The organism is Prosthecobacter dejongeii (assembly GCF_014203045.1).
GTDB classification, from domain to species: Bacteria; Verrucomicrobiota; Verrucomicrobiia; order Verrucomicrobiales; family Verrucomicrobiaceae; genus Prosthecobacter; species Prosthecobacter dejongeii.
This window is the reverse complement of the sequence record NZ_JACHIF010000010.1, coordinates 121440-139641: the sequence shown is the minus strand read 5'-3', so window position 1 is coordinate 139641 and position 18202 is coordinate 121440. Positions and strand designations below refer to the sequence as shown.

The 18202-nt window shown below is 50.0% G+C and carries 16 protein-coding genes; 13 read left to right on the top strand and 3 right to left on the bottom strand.

Translation table 11 applies throughout. From position 1 onward, the window contains the following. Positions 1 to 77: 77 nt before the first annotated feature. On the bottom strand, positions 78 to 863 hold the full coding sequence (locus tag HNQ64_RS19980; protein ID WP_184212011.1) for a hypothetical protein: 786 nt from the start codon (positions 861 to 863) through the stop codon (positions 78 to 80). Positions 864 to 1221: 358 nt separating this feature from the next. Here HNQ64_RS19980 and HNQ64_RS19975 point away from each other — a divergent pair, with 358 nt between their 5' ends. The 13 genes from HNQ64_RS19975 (at position 1222) to HNQ64_RS19915 (ending at position 15624) form a co-directional block, all read left to right on the top strand. After that, positions 1222 to 2547 carry a tyrosine-type recombinase/integrase gene (locus HNQ64_RS19975; RefSeq protein ID WP_184212009.1) on the top strand — a complete coding sequence of 442 codons (1326 nt, stop codon included), beginning with the start codon at positions 1222 to 1224 and terminating at the stop codon, positions 2545 to 2547. A gap of 424 nt (positions 2548 to 2971) precedes the next feature. Then, the gene (locus tag HNQ64_RS19970) at positions 2972 to 3376 is read left to right on the top strand and encodes a hypothetical protein (protein ID WP_184212007.1); all 405 of its coding nucleotides are present in this window, start codon (positions 2972 to 2974) and stop codon (positions 3374 to 3376) included. A 483-nt stretch (positions 3377 to 3859) separates the two neighbouring features. Continuing rightward, positions 3860 to 4621: a hypothetical protein gene (locus HNQ64_RS19965; protein ID WP_184212005.1), complete on the top strand. Its 762-nt coding sequence runs from the start codon at positions 3860 to 3862 to the stop codon at positions 4619 to 4621. A gap of 206 nt (positions 4622 to 4827) precedes the next feature. After that, positions 4828 to 6267: a hypothetical protein gene (locus tag HNQ64_RS19960; protein WP_184212003.1), complete on the top strand. Its 1440-nt coding sequence runs from the start codon at positions 4828 to 4830 to the stop codon at positions 6265 to 6267. Between the two features lie 538 nt (positions 6268 to 6805). Continuing rightward, a complete protein-coding gene (locus HNQ64_RS19955; protein WP_184212001.1) occupies positions 6806 to 8647 on the top strand; it encodes an FHA domain-containing protein in 1842 nt (613 codons plus the stop codon). Between the two features lie 171 nt (positions 8648 to 8818). Then, positions 8819 to 9028: a hypothetical protein gene (locus HNQ64_RS19950; RefSeq protein WP_184211999.1), complete on the top strand. Its 210-nt coding sequence runs from the start codon at positions 8819 to 8821 to the stop codon at positions 9026 to 9028. 796 nt (positions 9029 to 9824) lie between these two features. Continuing rightward, positions 9825 to 10349 carry a hypothetical protein gene (locus tag HNQ64_RS19945; RefSeq protein WP_184211997.1) on the top strand — a complete coding sequence of 175 codons (525 nt, stop codon included), beginning with the start codon at positions 9825 to 9827 and terminating at the stop codon, positions 10347 to 10349. Next, positions 10346 to 11155, top strand: coding sequence for a RecB family exonuclease (locus tag HNQ64_RS19940; protein WP_184211995.1), 810 nt, complete (start codon positions 10346 to 10348; stop codon positions 11153 to 11155). Before HNQ64_RS19945 ends, HNQ64_RS19940 begins: the two co-directional genes overlap by 4 nt. A 78-nt stretch (positions 11156 to 11233) precedes the next feature. Then, positions 11234 to 11578, top strand: a complete 345-nt coding sequence (locus HNQ64_RS19935) for a hypothetical protein (protein WP_184211993.1) — start codon at positions 11234 to 11236, stop codon at positions 11576 to 11578. Between the two features lie 31 nt (positions 11579 to 11609). Further along, on the top strand, positions 11610 to 11951 hold the full coding sequence (locus HNQ64_RS19930; protein ID WP_184211991.1) for a hypothetical protein: 342 nt from the start codon (positions 11610 to 11612) through the stop codon (positions 11949 to 11951). 65 nt (positions 11952 to 12016) lie between these two features. Then, positions 12017 to 13084, top strand: a complete 1068-nt coding sequence (locus HNQ64_RS19925; RefSeq protein WP_184211989.1) for an ATP-dependent DNA ligase — start codon at positions 12017 to 12019, stop codon at positions 13082 to 13084. Positions 13085 to 13170: 86 nt separating this feature from the next. Then, complete coding sequence (locus tag HNQ64_RS19920) at positions 13171 to 14598, top strand: DNA polymerase III subunit beta (protein ID WP_184211987.1); 1428 nt, start codon at positions 13171 to 13173, stop codon at positions 14596 to 14598. A 246-nt stretch (positions 14599 to 14844) separates the two neighbouring features. Next, positions 14845 to 15624: a DUF932 domain-containing protein gene (locus HNQ64_RS19915; RefSeq protein WP_246431139.1), complete on the top strand. Its 780-nt coding sequence runs from the start codon at positions 14845 to 14847 to the stop codon at positions 15622 to 15624. A 67-nt stretch (positions 15625 to 15691) separates the two neighbouring features. On the opposite strand, the gene HNQ64_RS19910 is transcribed toward HNQ64_RS19915, so the two are convergent. Both HNQ64_RS19910 and HNQ64_RS19905 read right to left on the bottom strand, forming a co-directional pair. Beyond that, the gene (locus HNQ64_RS19910) at positions 15692 to 16630 is read right to left on the bottom strand and encodes a hypothetical protein (protein ID WP_184211985.1); all 939 of its coding nucleotides are present in this window, start codon (positions 16628 to 16630) and stop codon (positions 15692 to 15694) included. 3 nt (positions 16631 to 16633) lie between these two features. Further along, positions 16634 to 18202: an AAA family ATPase gene (locus HNQ64_RS19905; RefSeq protein WP_221305513.1), complete on the bottom strand. Its 1569-nt coding sequence runs from the start codon at positions 18200 to 18202 to the stop codon at positions 16634 to 16636.

The window sequence follows — 18202 nt, the reverse complement described above, 5'->3', positions numbered from 1 at the left end:
TTCTCCAGTGAATTTGAAGTGAAGACAATTTATCTTCGTGCCCCCTAGGGATTATGGAGGTGGTTTTTGCGGAAGTATCAGTCGTTAGACCGCCTGGAGATGCCTTGTGCTTTAAAAAAGGACTCAGTAAAGCTGGGGTCTAGGCGTTGGTAAAAGGAGAGGGCAAGTTGCAGCTTGGCCCGGATGCGTGGGTATTGCTCCGCTAAGGCCCACAAGGAGGCATCGCCAGCGAACAAACGAATGGTTAGGCCATTGAAGTCATTCTCCAGGGTCGAGCAACCGTACTGGGACAAAAATCCCTTCTCCAGTAGAGTTGTTTCAGACTTGAGGCCAGCCTTGCCTTGTTTCACTGCCTCCACACCATCGCCCAAGTATTGGAAGTCTGCTGGATTGGCCTTTTGCCAGGCTTTCTTATCCAAGAACTGTGGGTGGTTGCGAATGAGGATGCTGGAGAACTCGGCGTGAAAAGTGCCTTCCACATGGGCTGGAGTGTAGCCAGCGAGTTCATCGCCCATTTTGAGATAAACGTAGGTGCGTGAGTTGGTGCCGCTGGTGACCACCCCCCGATAACGCAGTTCTGAAAGCACATACACGGCCTTCAAGTTAGCCTTTAAAACTGTCGCGGGATACTTGGATAACGCGGCCTCTAGAATGGCTTTGGCTTTGCCGAGTTTCTCATCACTCAACGCGGTGCCTTGGGCACTCACAGGCTCCTTGCGCCAGGCCTCTGGAAAGACTTCGGAGCCTGAGGCGGTGAGCACTGGCACGGGCTTTTCCAGAATGATCTTCTCCTGAGCCTGAAGGCTGATACTAGGCAGAGATCCAGCCACTGCGATGCCAACGATGAGTGCAAAGATTTTCATGAACGATGGGAAATGTCTAGCAACCTTATTTCATGATAAGCCAAGCTTCGTTTCCAAGAATGAAAATCGTGACTTCATCAGAGTTGGTACAGGAATCCTGGTCACAAAAAAGCCCGACTTTGTGAGTCGGGCCTTTTTGTTTAATCCCTTGATTTTCAAGGGGTGGTGCCGGTGGTCGGACTCGAACCGACACTCTGTTAAGAACAAGATTTTGAGTCTAGCATTAGCGTGGGATTTTGTGTTTGAGCATGTTCTGCTTTGAAATCCCCTGGAAGTCGTGGAATCTTTCTGTATCAAGTGTTCCACACGCACCAAACATTTTCAAACAAGTCAAGACACTGCTGAACGATCCTCTTACATGGAATCAAAAACTGCCATCAAACTGCCATCAGATCAGATCCGTTATTCCAAGAGCCATGTTCAATATTGGCAGGTTGCAGGTAGGCTCTATCAGCAGCGTGGCAGCACAGATTTTTGCTGTAGGTTCTCACATAATGGTGAGCGCGGTTTTTTCGACCTCTATACTTCCAACAGGAATGAGGCTGCCAAGCGTGCTGCAGAGCGATACCGTTTTGTCGTAGCCCACGGTTGGGAGAGTGCAGCTGCTAATCCAGATTTTCGGGTTCAACAGCCCCAGTCCAAGCAACGCATCTTGACCGTGGGCATGTGGATAACCGAGGTTCGTGGGATTTCACAAGTCCGACCGATCACACTGCTGAGTTACGAGCAGGCATTGAGGCGCATCGCAGCAGAAGCCGTGCTTGGTCTTACCTATTCCGTCAAAACCCACGAAAAGTGGAGTGAGATGGTGGACTCGATGCCATTGGCCAAGCTCTCGGGCAATGCCGTGGCAAAATGGATTAAATCGCGATTGGAGGGAAGTGTTAGTGACCCCAAGGCAAGAGAAAAGGCAAAGCATACTGTTAACCATGTGTTGCGTTCTGCCAAAGCCCTGTTTTCTGTTCGCAAAGTTGTCTCGCTCGTTGCCAAAGACGTTACAGCACTGCTGCCAGAACCGTTGCCTTTTTCTGAAGTCTCACTTTTGGAAGAGGATTCGTCTGCGAGGTTTACCCCTTCAGTGGATGCAGAGCAGCTATTAGTTAGGGCCAAGGAAGAACTCGGGGGACCCAGAATTGCGGGTGAATCTGTCGAAGATTTTGAGTTGCGGCAGCAGAAGTGGATTGCCTTCCTCCTTAGTTTTTGCGCTGGTTTAAGGAGGAAGGAGAGTGATCTTCTTGAATGGCCTCAGGTGCAACTTGAGACTGCAACAGGGCCTAGGATCAAGTTGGAAACCACTGAATTTTTCAGCCCGAAAAATCAAGCACACGCAAAAGCCATTCCTTTAGATCTTGAGGTTGCGGAAATTTTGAAGGCGTATCAAAAAGTGTCCAGCGGCTCCTTTGTTTTAAAATCAGACAGATACTTTGGACGAAATGGGGTTGGAAAACCGCGATGCTACAACACCTGGCAGGCACTTTACAAATGGCTGAAAGCTCAAGGGGTCAAAGACCGCAATCCTGTCCATTCTCTTAGAAAGTCTGTCGGAGCCCTGATGGCCAAAAAACATGGCATTCATGCCGCGCAGCGCCTTTTGAGACACACAACGCCTACCATCACGTCCAAATATTATTCTGACAGTGAGGCCCGTGAAACGCCAGGCATTGGAAGTCTGCTAAAACGATGAACTTCTGAGAGATGTTGAACGACTCGGCGGGCATTCCCATTGCCGTGGAGCTCATCAACATGAGCGAGAATTGCTCTCAGGCGGAATGCTATGCCATACAGGACGCGGCTACTGCGATCCCTCGTATCACCTCATGCAACATTCGACTCTTTGTGGAGCGTTGAATTTTCGTGGGGGTGTCAAACATCCTCAGCAACTTGTGACACCATGCTTAGACAGAGATGACGAGTATTTAAACGAAAATAGAATTTTAGAATGATTTAAGTGTTTATTTTCTTAGCAATAAATGGTAAGATTATTCCAATGAATTTGGATGAGTCCAAAAAGCTCGTTTCCATCTTTTGGCGCTTCTCGTTGAGGTTAAAATTGATGGTCCTATTCAGAGATCACGTTGGGGTATCCCCCGACACAGAAAAAATAAAACATGAAGGTAATCAAAAAAACGACCTGGGTCGTGCCCTCTGGCATCCACCAGGCAATTATCGCTGACGCGCGAATTACGAACGGAAAAAATGGGACGGATGAATTGAGGCTGATTTTTGAAATCACTTCGCTGATACACCCTCTCAAGAAATATCAGGCAAAGAAGACCTACAATGAACAGGACCAAAATCACTTGGCCCATGATCTGGAGGCGCTGCTCAAGGATGACATCGGCGCAGTGATCGGTTTGGAAGGAGAAATCCTGGCTGACAAACTCGGTGTTCTTGAAGGAAAATGCGTCGAGATCGAAGTCACTCACCTCTACGATCCAGCATTCAAAGATCCTTTCTGCAAAGTGAGGCGCATTGGCCAGCCTGGACAGTTGCTAAAGAAACTCGTGCCTTGATGTAATGGTTATGTTTTTTAGAATGAGCACTCTCTGGTGGGGGTGGCACTCGATTTTTTTTGCAATCGTCATTTGACCAATGTGTCGGGCACTCCAAGAGTTGCACTGCCGCGTGAAAAACGCGGGTGTCCAATGCTATGGAGCAAAGGTCCGTAGTGGTTGATGCTGAACGTTTTACACCGTTTCAACAAGACCATTTTTAGACATAACCAACAATGTTAGCACATCACTCCTCACAGAGTATTAGTGTGTCTGATTGCAAGCAGGATGAATTCATAAGACTTCCGAAAAGTGGCTCCACCATCTGGGGCCTCTCCAGGAGCATGCTAAATTCTCTTGTATTGCCGAGTCAAACGAGGGGGAAACCCCTGGTTGAATCTCATGTATTGAAAAAGCCAGGAACACGAAAAGGGATTCGTCTCATTTCGGTTGATTCACTGCGGGCCTATATCAAAGCCCAAACGTGCTCAACAGTGAGTGGCCATGAGTGACATATTGACGCCCATATTAAACGTTCATGCTAAGAAAATTGCAAAATCGTCAATGGACCCCGTTAAAATGATCACAACTCCAATAAATCCAGATATTACGACAGCTGAAAACAACCGAGACCAAAAAGAGCGTCTCTCGCAGCTTCACGAAGTCGCGATAAAAATCTCAAAATCCTTGGAAGCAGGAAAGGCTCTTCGTGCAATTAAAGAAGAAGAACTCTACAAGCTCGAGTACGAAAGCTGGACCGCATATTGTGAAAATTCTCTGGACCTAACCATTCAAAGAGTACAGCAATTAATTTCAGCTGCTACCCATGCCGATTGGCTGCGCGTGGAGAAAAAGTTCGAATTAGGAACTATTCCTGATACTGAACGGTCTCTTCGATTGCTGATCAGCTTAGGAAAAGAAAAGTCAGCTGAGATTTTATCCGCTGCTATAAAAGAAGCAAAGGGCAGACGTCCTGGCTTCAAGCAGCTTGTAGATGCCAGCAATGAGGCTGCGGCTCAGCCGCCCGCAGCAAAAGGGTTCAAAAAGAAGATCAAAGTCGTTGAGGTTGTTCAACTGATGATGAGTACCCTTGATGAAGCGCCGACGACTCAGTATTCAGTCGAAAGTCTGAAAAAACTGAAACGTTTGGCTAAGGCACTGGCAGATAAAATCACAGCACTTGAGAGTGATGATGAGGAACCTAACATTGATGGAGCCCTTACTATTGACAATGCTTTAGAATCAGAAGATTCGGTGACAGAATAAAGCCTGTCCGAGCATTATCTAGTGCACAATTTAGAGCCTGGTACCTGTATAGGTGCCAGGCTCATTTTTTTGCACATCATCACATCAACCATTGGTTGATGTCAGAAATGCCGAGACTCTTAAATTACGTATATATCTTAGGTTTCGCTTGACGTTCTCATTTTTGCGAGTATCTATACCTATCTCATCAAAGAGTGAGATGGGATTTGGAACAAACACCAGATCTTGTTAATAAATGCGACCTCCTGACCAGGGTTAAATCACTGGAAATCAACGGTCTATATCGTCGGGGAGCAGGATCTCCGACCGCTTTAAAGTCAGTGATTATCCTACCATGTGATTCGTCACACCCAGAAAAAAACGATAAAGAGGCTTCAACCAGAGAAGGGATTGAAGCAAGCGACGCAAGAAATTCAAGCCTCGCTCTATTAGATCAATATACCTATATATATCATCTTAATAATACATCTCCTTATCATTCATCAATTATCTCTTCATCATCCAGCTCCTCTACGGGTGATTCTCCTCCCCCAGTCAGCTCTAATGTTCCAGAGAATGATGATTCCAAAACCCAATCCCATTCCTCCAATACCTCAGCTCTGGTTCTTTCTGACAAGTCCTCCAAGGGAAGAATCATCAGACCCAAGAGACCCGACACATTCGAAAAACTGAATTGGTGTAATGAAGATCAGTTGGACCGCTATCAGGAGATGATGCATCCAGAAATGACTGACGCCTGGAGAATTCGCAATACCAAGGCTGCCCCAGAATTCAGCCGGTTTTATTCACCCGAGTATATCGCCTCTTTGTGTCCTCTGATTGCTTCCAACAGTCGCTATGCCAAGAAGGTGGCTTACTGCATGAATGAAATGGATGGGAAACGCACTGCCTGTTTAAAATGGAATTTGTGTGATCGTTGTGCACAATACAAGGCCTCTCAGCAATGGCGTATTTTTGATCAGTGCTTCAAGACTGATTTCACTTTTTATTCCGTTACCCTCAGCTTTGACGGTTCCATCCCATTCTCTTCCACCAGTGCCACAAATTGCCGAGTGTATTGGGATGCAAACACACAATTAGTTAAATCATGCCTTAAATCACATCTCATTCGTGGGGCCTATTTGGCTCACGAAATTAAACTTTCTCAATTCCTTCCTCTAAGGGTCAATCCTCATTCGCACGTCATTATGGCCTCTGATGAAGGCTTGGAGACGGTTCAGGAACAACTTCAAGAATTCCTCAGGGATGCAGGTTTAGACCGAGCTCCTTCCATCAAAATAAAACCCCTTCCGTCTGTCGAGGACTTTGAAAGAGCGGTCAAATACCTCACCAAAGCCGTTGATTTTGTTTCTCCTTATGAATCAGCCTGGGGTCTGCACGCTTCTAATGATCCCGCACAGGCCATGGCATTAAATGTTGAGATGAAGGAATTCTTTGATGGTCATCAGGTGGCCTTCGATGGATTAAAAAAGGTCTCCAGATATGGAAATCTCTGCGGCACTTCATCCTCCTACATCGGCAAGAGTCCCTCACAAATTCAGAGGGGAATTGACGCTCAGAAAGAAGCGAGGAAGGCCTATTTGCAGAAAATAAATAAAACCGAGCAGCCTCCGGTAAAACCCAAGAAAGTTCTCTGGACTGAATAGAAGCGTTTTTAGAGGGGTTGGGATAGGCATCCGCTATGGTGACACTCCCCCACCCCTTCAAACGCCCCACAAAATTTCCTGACGCAATCCATAAGCACTTCCCGAGATTCCATCCTCTCAACATCACAATCATCTTGACGTGCAGGGCAGAAATAGGGTACAATGCATTTGGTTAGACGAACTCTGCATCCTCACAAATTAAGAGGTGTCAGAAAGGCCTCCAAAAGGGCAATCTCCAGCTTCAGAAATAATCGGTGAAAATAATCCTTCATCCTCAAGGTTTTACCCGCCTCTGAGCAGGCGAAGGGCACACGTTGCACTTTACAGCGCAGCAGATCAATGCATCATTTGAACAGCTCGTGGAGACATGAGCCGGGGCTTAAGAACCTCGCTACAGGCGGCAGACGTGTGCCGCAAAACACGTCGCCTAACGACCATGAAAATGGCCGGGAGGCGACGGTTATGTCCAGAGCCTCCGGCTTAAAGGCCGTCGCGGCTGTCCTGTGGCGGCTTCTTAACTCTCCGGTCACCTGTATCCATGTTCTGTGAAATCAGAACATCGTTATTGGCGAGCTTTTTAGAAGCTGCCATGAACAATCCGCACACTTTCGAGACAAGCCCTCCCTCTTCAGCGACATTGCTTGTGAATGGGCAACGACTTCCTTTGGCTGGCGGGACGTTGTTGGTGGGTAGGCATTCAGCGAATGATTTGGTTTTGGATCATGAGTCTGTTTCCAGTCATCATGCAGCGATCAAAACGAAGGCTGGTGGCTTTGTGCTGGTGGACATGAACTCCACAAACGGAACCTTTTTGAATGGTGAGAAGGTGGCTGAAGCACAATTGACTGACAACGATCAAATTATGTTTGGATCGGTGGAGGCATTTTTTCTCGAGCCTCAGATTGATTCTGGTTCTGTGAATGTGGACGCACAAGAAGGGCCCCCACTGACAAGCTCTCCAAAACTAGTGAGATTGCCTTTCTCTTTCTGGCCTCGAAATCCAATTTTCTCGTTTCTGGCAACCGTTGTGTTCGGTTGCGTCTTTATGCTGACAGTGGTGTCGGGTTTGGCCTCGTCATTGTTTGCCCTTAGCGTCCTGTATGTGCCGATGACGGGCATTCGATACATCAAATATCGAGTGCAAAAACCAATGGTGCCTGAACGCGATCCTGATCAGCGGAAGAAGGACATCAGGTCTTTCTGGTGGCATCCTGCTTTTATTGGCTCTGCCTTTGCAGCGCTGCTGACATTGGTCATTGTTGGGCTGGCCTCATCCCAAACCAACAGAGAGATTGCGGCTGCGAGCGAGTATAGAGCCGAACATCAAGCTTACCTGGATCAGCATACGAGTTTTGGCAATCAAGCGGGGTATGCTCTCTCAGCCGCTGCCAGTCTCGATGAAGGAGATGTGATCACACCACTGGTGCAGGGAATTGGGAATTATTCGACTACCCAGGAATTGGAGGGCCGAATCAGAAATGCTCAGGCCAAAGAGGTTCAGCTAGCATCTACACGACAAGATGACGGGGCGGTCATTTTTCTCGCTGTTTCAGTGCTTTTGACCGTTTTCGGAGTCATCTCATGGAAGGCCTATTCATGGGTAAAAAGGGAATGGACCGCTGCGACGATGATTGTTGTGTTTACTTTCCAAGCATCAGCCCTTGCACAGAGTCCTTCCAGCGGACTCGTCCTCGATAATGGATGGGCAAGCCCGATGCATGGAGGCATTGCAGCGATGAAGGAGTTGGGTTCCCTGCTATCGCCTTTTGCTCGTCCGTCTCCCAATGTTACTCCGGCTCCTGAAATTGAAATTTACCAAGGGGTCACCTACCTGATGCCGTATGCAGAGGCGAAACAGAAGCTGGGACTGACACAGAACATCGTTCCCAAAAACAAGGTCATCACAGCAGGTTTCCCCAAGGACTCGCTCTTTCACTATGCCTTTGATGGGATCTTCGATGGGGGCTTCAACAAGCTCTACATCGTCACTGACAAGGCAGACCAAGTGGTGGCTGTGCAACTGGTCTGTGAATCCCCTCGGAGAGACATGCTCAGGGACATTTACACAGCCCCTGATTGGAGCATGTATAATTTCATCAACAACCGGCGCAAAGCGACAACGAGGTTGTGGGTGGATCATCAAACGCATTTCCTGCGGTCGGGAAGCTGGAGACAATACCGCAAAGTCAGCGGCTATGCCCATCCAGAAGGCAAGGAAACTGTCATCCGCATTGATAGCGCCCTGATGGATCCAGATTCGCTCAAGGGCTCGAACCATCGCGGCCAGGAGTGGAAGCTTTTAGAGGTGTCGCAGCTTTACCTGCCGAAGCCACTCATGGAACTGATGCTTCACTACATCGTAACAACTGGTCAGCGTTAATGCTCGTCAGCACACCGGCACTGAACCTTCAAATTCCACACAATATGTGATGTGGGGCAAAGGTTGCAGGAATGGTTTGGATCGTCCTGATTGCATGCGTGCTCTGGGGGCCCTCCACAGGCAGCAAGACGGTCAACCTTGCCAAGACATCGGAAGCCAGTGACAACCCGCATGATCTGGGTCTGGCTTGCAATTGCTGTCGCCATCCCAACATTCATCATTTTCTGCATCTTCATGAAGACCGTTATGGAAGGTCTATTGAATATTCTTGGCGTGTATATGGGTAGGGTGTTCGACAAAATCGAAGCTTGGAATAAATCACTCAAGGCCAAGCTTGAAAGCATCCGTGATAAAATTGATAAAAATAGGTATTACTCTTAATTGCAATTTGACTTCGTAGGATAATATATTATATTGTGGATGTCGAACCAATTGACCGCGCACTCAAATCGGGGCTGCGGAAAATCCTCAAAAGGGCGACATAATAATACATGACTTTAAATAATACACGTATCACAATCCCTCACACAAAGGGTGAGAGCCTCCCAGTAAACGGAGCCTTTAACATTGAACTCAAGGGGTGCTTACTCAAACATCTACACCAGAATATTGTCTCCGAGGTAAACTACTGTCTTAATTTCTTTCACTTAATTGATAAGGGGTGGTGTGAAATTTGTAACCTAAGGGAACTTGAAGACAATATAAGTGATGAGCTTATTCAACTTGATATTATAGGAATTTTTGTTTTAATGGAGGAGTTGCATGATCTGCGCGTCTTGATCATTACCAATAATACTGAAGAAACCATATTGATTAATCAGTTAAAAAACTTACCATAATTTGGTATAATACCATGAAGAAGGAAGGCCCTTAAGTCCTTCCTTTTTTGTGCCCTTATGGCCAGACCCACCCACTACTCACCCCCGTTGTCGAGATTCCTGGTTTGTGTCCTTTATCATGAAGCCAAGCGCCGTCGTATCCCCATGACACGGCTTGCTGAAATGCTTCTACAGGCAGCCCTCCAAGGCTCCCCTGGATGGACACAGGCCAGTGATCTTACTTCCGTTCCAGATCGCTCACAAGCGGTCTAGGACATCCACAAACCCAAGCTCAAAAGCACCGGCTTTCTCAATTCCTGAGAAGCCGGTTTTTTGTGCCCCAACACCACCCCAACATCATGGCAGTCAAACTCAGCGCCAACTACAGCAAAAAGCTCGGGCTCCCCCAATACAGCAGCCACAGCTTCAGTGCCTCCGTCGAAATCGAACTCACCGACATCTCCCAGGTCGAAGCCGAAGTTCAGAAGCTTTATCAGCTCCTGCAACACTCGGTGGACCAGGAAATCCAAGAGCCCGGTTTTGTCCCCCAAGCCAGCAACGGCCACGCACAAGCCAACCACCGCAATTACCCATCCCAAGGGCAAATACGTCAGCAAAGCAAAAGTCCCCGGCAGCCTCGCGCTAACGGAGATGCCTGGAACTGCACCGACGGGCAGCGGGGATTCATCCTGCGCATCGTCAGTGACAACAACCTGGAGAAGCAGGAGGCCGAAGATCTGTCGCAGCAGCTCTTTGGTCTGGGAGTGAAGCAGCTCAATAAAATGCAAGCCTCTCAGTTGATCGAAGATTTGCTGGTGAAAGCTGGCAAACCTGCACGTCAAACCCGCTGGCAACAACGTCCCACTCAACGCCAAGCTGCATGAACACCCAGGCCCCCCCCAAAGAGGAGCCGAGTGAGAAAGACATCATCGCCTCATTGCAAGAACAGGTCTCCGCCTCACGGCTGAACCTGTTTTTGCAGTGCAGGTTGAAGTTCTTCTTTCGCTACGTGCTCAAAATAAAAAAGCCCAAGACAGCGTCGCTGCATGTCGGCAATGCGGTTCACGCCGTGTTAAAGTCATGGAACAAGGCACGCTGGGTGCAAAAGCCCCTCACGCTTATCCAAGCGCATGAGGCTTATGCAAAAGCATGGTCGGACGACCCGGACGGGATTCCTTGGAAACCCGATGAAGAGGCGGAGGAAAAGACCACAGGCTGGCGTCTGGTGAACACGTATTTGCGTGAAAGCCATCTGCCTGCCGATGTCAAACCCGATGCCGTAGAAGTGCCCGTGGAGGCCAACCTCATCAACCATGGTTTACCTCGGTTGATCGGCATCCTCGACCTCGTGCAACAACGCAAAGTGATTGATTACAAAACCTGTGCCAGCAATCCAAATTCGGAAAAGGCGGCTCACAGTCACGAGATCCAGACCAGCAGCTACTCCCTTCTTTACCGGCACAACACCGGACAACAGGAAAGCGGCGTAGAACTGCATCACCTGGTCAAGCTCAAGAACCCGAAAGTGGTCATCACCCCGATGCCACCCATGATGCCCCGACAGCAATTACGGCTGTTTAAACAGATCGAGGCCTACACCGAAGGCTTGCAGCGCCAAGACTTCATTCCTTCACCAGGGATGCAGTGTGCGAGTTGCGAGTTCTTCAACGAATGCCGCCGATGGCATTAAAAAACACATATGCAAAAGAGGCCGGTTTTCCACCCAGGAGACCGGCCTTTTTTCTTCAACCCTAAGCCCCCTTCATTCATGAAAAAAATGCTCCTTCTCTTGGTGTTGATTCCTCCGGCTTCACAGGCCGGATGGTTTGATCATACCAGCGACCCTGTGCCGGAATACCGGACCAAAATCATTACTCTCGAAAACCAAGTCAGCGCACAGCATCACACCTTGGACCTTTGGCAAATTGCCACCGGCTCTTTAGGCATCGCCTGTGCCTTTCTTTTCATCCTCGGAACCGCCCTCGGCGCAACCACACGCAAACATTATGTTAGAACACGACGAATGGGACACCTCTCCTCGCTCAACGGTCGCCAATCCCAGTTCATGGGTGAAGCGTCTGGGGGCGAGTTGGAGGCCCCTTTGGCAGCCTAAACCTCTCGCACCTCCGGTGGTGGATCATGACTTGCCTCGCCTCAGTGCCATCGAAAGATCGGCCGAGGTGATGCGCTTCATGGGTCATTGCCTTGTTTATTGGTTGTCTCCCCAGGGGCAGCTCCGTGAGTTCATCAAACTTAATTTGCGCGTGGCATTGACCGTGGCCATTCCGGCCTTGGCGGTTGCTCCGCTCGTCACCCTCGCACTCGGTCAGTTCCAGACTTGGGTCGTGGTGCTGACTCAGACCGTGACCAGCTTTGTGCTGTTCCCCTTGTCTGTGTTGCTCAGCATCCTGCTCGTCTGCGGATTGCTCTACATCATTCGCACCTGTCTTGACCTTCGGGGCAGGGGACGCCGAGACATGTATTAACCCCCAACCACAACCCCCAAGCCGGATCGTCCACTCATGGATGGTCCGGCTTTTTTTATACCCACATGGAAAGCATTACGCTCTACTGCCGTGAAAACGGTTCTGACAAAGTTTGTCAAGCCAGCCTCCAACCCCAGGAGCAAGGTTACGTCGTTAACTTCGCCTATGGTCGTCGTGGCAGCACGCTGACCACTGGCAGCAAGACCCCCGTTCCTGTTTCCTACGTCGTCGCTAAAACGGCCTATGATCGTCTGGTGCGGCAAAAATTGGCCACTGGCTACACGCAAGGTCCCGCCTTAACTGAAAGCCTCCAGCATCAGCCACAAAAGCCCACGGGCCTTCGCTGCATGCTGTTAAACCCTGTTGCAGAGGACGAACTTGAGGATCTTCTTCAAGATCACGTCCACTGGATGCAGGAGAAAATGGATGGCAGGCGAATGCTCCTGCAAAAACAGGGCAAGGTCATCACCAGCATCAACCGCTTGGGAGTGACCTTCACACCCCCTGAAACCATCCAACAAAGTGCCGCGCAATGTCATGAGGATTTTATTCTCGATGGTGAAGCGGTGGGAGACGTGTTCCATGTCTTCGACATCCTGTCCCTGGCAGGTGAAGACCTCCGACAGTCACGCTTTGCCACACGTTACTTCCAGTTGCGTGATTTCCTGCGCACCTTCAGGCATACCCACATTAAACTGGTGGAAAGTTACTGCGCTCCGGAAAAGGAGCCGTGGTTTCAAACCCTGAAGGAGCAAGGCAAAGAGGGAGTGGTCTTCAGGCACATGGACGCTACCTACACGCCTGGCAGACCCAACGCCGGCGGTCCATGTCTCAAGCACAAGTTCTATGAAACTGCCTCCTTTGTTGTCGCCAAAAGCAATGACAAAAGAAGCGTTTCACTGCTGCTGTTTGAGGGAGATAAAATCAAGAGGGCAGGCAACATGACCATTCCACCCAACCATGCCATGCCCAAAGCAGGCTCGGTGGTGGAATGTCGTTATCTCTATGCCTTCTGGGAATCCGGCTCAATCTACCAGCCTGTTTATCTAGGCGTTCGTGAAGACATCCGTGCCGCTGAATGTACCACCGATCAGCTAAAATACAAAGCTGAGCCAACACTCGTGACTGTGTAATTCCTCACAGTCACCCCGCTGCCGATCACCCCTGACTTCTTCACGGAAGCAGGGGTGGTTGGTTTTTAACCTCAACCCCATCGTTTATGAAACCCATCGTCTTACCCATTGCAGAGCTCAAGGCGGCTCTGACGGGACTTGGCAAGGTGATCACACCCAAAGCCACCTTACCCCTCCTTAAACACGTTAAAATTGATCGCAACGCAGATGGTTGGATTGCCCTTACCGGCACAGATCTCGACCATTTTGTCACCGTGCGCTTTGAACACCCCTCTGAAGGTCCACCCGCGACCGTGCTCGTGCCTTATGATCAGCTCCTGCACACCGTTAAAAGCTGCGGCAAGGGTGAGCAGATCCGCATCACCACCGACCCCGAGAATTTGGCAATCCAATTTTCATTGGGTGGCCAGATAGGAGAAACCAAAATCAAACTCTTGCCGGTGACAGATTTCCCTGTGACACCGCGCCTCAATCATGAGTCGGTTCCGCTGCCTGCACATCTGCGACAAAGCTTTCATGAAGCGATGTCCTGCACCAGTACCGATGCCACCCGTTACGTGCTCAATGGCACCTTCATTGATGTCCGAAACCCCAAGGCCAACTACTTGGTGGGCACCGATGGAAAACACCTCTACTCCGCAAATTCCTTCACCCTCCCACTGAAACAATCTGTCCTCATCCCCAGCCATAAATTCTTGGGGTGGAAGGATTTTCTTTGGGATGGTGAATGGCAGATCAAAAGCAACGAAGAGTGGGTGCAAATCAGCAGCCGCAGATGGAGATTCGTATCCCGTCAGATCCCGGATAAATACCCGGACTGGCAGGTTGCAGTTCCAGACCCAACCCAAGCGAAGACACACCTGAATTTGCCTCCAGATCAATTGGAAGCAGTGATCCAGTTGATACAGCGCCTGCCTAACCATGACACTCAGTTTCATACGCTGGGCATGCAGTGGAAAGGCAACACCCTCAACTTGCTGGCAAAACCCAGTGCCGAAGAACCTTGGCTGCACATCCCTCTAGAAGCGACGCAAGGCCATGGACCGGAAGTGACGATCTTTTTGGACCGTCGTTTCCTCATCAAAGCTCTGCAATTCGGTCTGCATCACATCAGCCTCTTTGATGAACGTTCACCTCTGCGTCTTCATGCGCAAGGCAAGCAACTCATCATCATGCCCGTGAGGTCTGACAAGGCAGGCACATCGCCTCAACCCACTCCCATCCGAAAGGTGGATACGGCGACAGTCCCTCAGCAGAACCCTAAACCCCCAACTCCAAATCCAATGCTCAATCGTCCCAACTCCGATGCTCCTGAATCAGGGCCTAGCGCTCCTGCCATGGAAGAAGCGCTCAACCTCTGCAACCTCCTACGGGATCGGTTTCAGGACGGGCTTAACCAAATCCGTGACCTGGCCAATAAACTCAAGCTTCTCCAGCGTGAACAGAAAACCAGTGCCCGAGAAATGAGTTCTGTCCGCTCCACGCTACGTACCCTGCAAGGCCTCAAGTTGTAAGCCGAACAATCCATCCATCATTTGAGAAACAGAACCCGCTGCGTCTTCACCGACGTGCCGGGTTCTTTTTTTATCGGCCCTCAACTGCACACACCACCCCGGTCTTCTTTCGCTTGTAGGAACGTCTCAAACGTGTCGCCATCCAAAGAATAAACCTCATGGGTTCCCTGTCATGACCAGGCCATTCACCCATTAAATCAGTCATCAATTAAATAATTTAAAACCTCCTCTAACTACCACATCCCCATGATCGCAAACCTCGATTTAATCGCCCCTATGGCTAAGCCTCGTAAATCCCCTAACCTGATATTGCATTGCGGTGCTCACACAGCCGACCTTCAAGAAGTCCGTTCTGTGCCGACTCCTGCACCCACCGATAGCTGGTGTCCAATTCCACATCATCAGCTCATCACCACCGTCCAGAAAACCCTGTCCAGTTCCCGGCTCAAGATTGGCACGCAGGCGCATTCGCTGTCACACGATGGCATGCGTTATTTTGGTCTCATGGAAGTGACCTCTCATCAGTCCAGCGAAGATTATTGCTGGGTGCTGGGATTGCGTAACAGCCATGATAAAACCTTCCCCGCTGGGATCGTGGCCGGTGCCAGTGTGTTTGTGTGCGACAACCTTTCCTTTTCAGGAGAGATCAAATTCGCCCGCAAACACACCCGCTTCATTGTCCGTGACCTGCCGCAACTGGTGGGACGCTCCATCGGCCAACTCATGGTCAAGTGGCACGACCAGGACAAACGCATCGCCGCCTACAAGGAAGCGGACATCGGTGAAGCAGATGCCCATGACCTCATCATCCGCGCAACGGATGTCGGCGTGTGCTCCAACCGCCTCATCCCCTCAGTGCTCAATGAATGGAGGGAACCCAGATACGAGGCCTTTGCCAGCCGAAATGTTTGGAGCCTGTTCAATGCCTTCACCGAGTCCCTGAAAAGCGGCAACCTCGCAGAGCTGCCCAAACGCACCGAGGCACTCCACGGGCTGTTAGACACTCATGTCGGCCTAGCCGCGTGAGAAGGAAAGGGCCTCGGATTTTCCGGGACCCTTTTCTTTAGCTGTGGGTTCTCTGCCGACGCGTCATTCATTGCGCTCCGATCACAAAACGATGTCTAAGCTTTCCAGCCATAACTCCAGGATCATGGCGTCTTTTGATGTCGTCAGCGGTTATGCGATCAATTCGAGACCAGGTATCCTGAGCACCCACAGAGCTGGAGACATCCAGGCCATTGCCTAGAAGAAAGTCTCCCAAGTCGGTCAACAGATAGCGGTTGTGGTCATCGTCCCATACAAATACCTCCACGACAACTCCGATGGCTCGAAGACAGTCTGAGAGAACGCTGAAGCGCTGTTCGATGGCGATGTTACTCAAGGTATTTCGGTTACGCCCTGAGCCTTCATAGCAGACTCGATGTAATTCCACCGTCGGCCGCTCCGTCCTGGCGCGCAAAGGAAGCAAGAGTTGATCTAGCACCTGATACCGCTCAACGGATGGGTCAAAATGGGGGTCAATTATCACTAGCGAGTTTGCGTGACGGAGCAGTGGCTCCAATAGATGAGAATAGCCAGCAACGGTGCGAGCAGTGTTCCATGATTGACGGGCTACGGAGGCGCCCCACCAAGTTGCTGATGTACAGTTAGCCACATCAGCAATCATATTGTCGCTTTTGAAGGCTTGTTTCGCAGTCCCGCACGCTACAATTCCGCTAACAGGCGTTGCCTTGTGCGACTCAAGAGCCTCCTGAACCCAATCAGCGGGGAAAACTGGAGTTGCAGCCAGCGCAGACCTTACAGAGAACAGACGACGCTTCTTGATCATCTTCTTCATCAATTCCTTGCCTTTGGGATGGATATTCGCGTCACCCAAGGCGGCAGCGCAAAAATCGCCAGATCGAAGGTCATGTATCAATGCGTCTTCAAGAAAAGTGTTCTTCAGTGCTTGGAGATGAGCCGCACAAACCTCGGGCAACGCGAAAGCCGAGCTACAAAAGATTGAGGGTGATAGTGATAATTCAGGAAGCACGGCTCAAAAGATCTCGTTAATGTCTTCATCGAAAAATCCGCCTGGCCAGCTCTTGACCCATTCACCTCGTGAATTGAGCGGCATTTCACGCAGAACGGTTCTTCCCTCAAAGCTTTCCACATAAATTACCTGCACGTCTTCTTTGCTCAGCGCTAGTTCTGGAGCGTTGAGTGAATCTGAAGAGGTTTCCCTCATCCGTTTCATTAGACGCAGCATGAGGTGCTCACTATGTGTCTCAAGGAGCATCAGTCTCTCCCGACCATCATGAAGCGACCTGATGAAAATATCCGCCAGCCGACACTGGACCGCAGGATGCAGGTGCAATTCAGGTTGTTCAACCGCGAGAATGTTTCCGCCCTCGGCCTTCAATCCTGCGAGCACGGGTATGACTTGGGTCACTCCATTCCCAATATCTTGTGGATCAACCTCAGCACCGTTGCGCATATCGTTCATGAGAACTCGATGCATCAAGGGCAGTTGAAGCAGTCGCGGCAAAACAAGAAGCCGAAGGCGTTCAGCAATCCCTTCTTCATCCCCATACTGCGCCATGCTGAGTTCTCGATACAAGTCAGACTCCGCATCAATCTCAAGCCATGACTGGTGTCGGACTGTGTAGCCAAGATCCAAATGGCATGTGTCGGTCATCCACTCCCCAATGGCATTCACTTGCCTCTTGTGGACGGGGTCATTTGTTTCTGTTCCGAGCCAATCCCATGCAGCAAGACCCGTAGCCCAACGATCATTCGAAGGAGTCCGCTGGGCAGTGCTCCTACGGGGGGGATACTCGCGCAACGGTCCAATATAACGGATTTGATTCAGTAGTTGAAGAACAACCTTTCCTGCGCCGAGTGCCAATCTCTCCACAATCTCTTCAATCATTGGGAGTTCAGGAGGTTCCAACTCAGTATCACCCCCTGGAAGCGACCCTACCAACGGCTCGTGCCATGACGGGATTACCGTGGTCTGCTCAAGGACCATCGTTGGAACTGAGTTCTTTCCATCAGACTCAAAGAACGGATCTTCGTCTTCAGCGCCGATCACCCGCCTAACGGATGGATGCGCCTCGTTAAGCCACAGTCTTGGTCGATCCAGTCTTTGCTGGCTGATTCTCAGAATGGGCGTGCCGTCTGCGACAACGTTGTATCGGGCAACTACAGGTTTATGCGTGTCTAAGCTCCATTCCACACCGACTTCCACGCCAATCTCCTTGATCTCGCTGATACTTCTGTGCAGCTCCTCAGTCGCAGCGTTCCTTCCATCAGCCTTCTTTGGCATTGGAAGTCCATCGTCATCCAGAGCAACAGTTACACCGACAGACAAAGTGTTGGCGAGATTGTGTTGATGCACAATCTGACGGAACCCACCTAGGTCAATGGCACTTCCGCCACCCTCAACGACATCCGCATCGGCATTTCCTCGTTCGAGAACCTCACGAAGGTAGAGAAGTGCTTGAAGCAACGTGCTTTTCCCTGCGCTGTTCGCCCCAAAGAAGAGCGTGATGGGCTTCAATGTAATTTCAGTCCTCTGACCGATTCCTTTGAAATTCTGAACTGATATTCGAGTGATTGGCAT

What these genes read in the sequence shown, in the direction of transcription:
- HNQ64_RS19920 (WP_184211987.1), top strand. Translation starts at nt 13,171, where the DNA reads ATGAAACCCATCGTCTTACCCATTGCAGAGCTCAAGGCGGCTCTGACG.
- HNQ64_RS19975 (WP_184212009.1), top strand. Translation starts at nt 1,222, where the DNA reads ATGGAATCAAAAACTGCCATCAAACTGCCATCAGATCAGATCCGTTAT.
- HNQ64_RS19915 (WP_246431139.1), top strand. Translation starts at nt 14,845, where the DNA reads ATGATCGCAAACCTCGATTTAATCGCCCCTATGGCTAAGCCTCGTAAA.
- HNQ64_RS19935 (WP_184211993.1), top strand. Translation starts at nt 11,234, where the DNA reads ATGAAAAAAATGCTCCTTCTCTTGGTGTTGATTCCTCCGGCTTCACAG.
- HNQ64_RS19905 (WP_221305513.1), bottom strand. Translation starts at nt 18,202, where the DNA reads ATGCCAATCACTCGAATATCAGTTCAGAATTTCAAAGGAATCGGTCAG.
- HNQ64_RS19925 (WP_184211989.1), top strand. Translation starts at nt 12,017, where the DNA reads ATGGAAAGCATTACGCTCTACTGCCGTGAAAACGGTTCTGACAAAGTT.
- HNQ64_RS19980 (WP_184212011.1), bottom strand. Translation starts at nt 863, where the DNA reads ATGAAAATCTTTGCACTCATCGTTGGCATCGCAGTGGCTGGATCTCTG.
- HNQ64_RS19950 (WP_184211999.1), top strand. Translation starts at nt 8,819, where the DNA reads ATGATCTGGGTCTGGCTTGCAATTGCTGTCGCCATCCCAACATTCATC.
- HNQ64_RS19945 (WP_184211997.1), top strand. Translation starts at nt 9,825, where the DNA reads ATGGCAGTCAAACTCAGCGCCAACTACAGCAAAAAGCTCGGGCTCCCC.
- HNQ64_RS19940 (WP_184211995.1), top strand. Translation starts at nt 10,346, where the DNA reads ATGAACACCCAGGCCCCCCCCAAAGAGGAGCCGAGTGAGAAAGACATC.
- HNQ64_RS19955 (WP_184212001.1), top strand. Translation starts at nt 6,806, where the DNA reads ATGTTCTGTGAAATCAGAACATCGTTATTGGCGAGCTTTTTAGAAGCT.
- HNQ64_RS19965 (WP_184212005.1), top strand. Translation starts at nt 3,860, where the DNA reads ATGAGTGACATATTGACGCCCATATTAAACGTTCATGCTAAGAAAATT.
- HNQ64_RS19970 (WP_184212007.1), top strand. Translation starts at nt 2,972, where the DNA reads ATGAAGGTAATCAAAAAAACGACCTGGGTCGTGCCCTCTGGCATCCAC.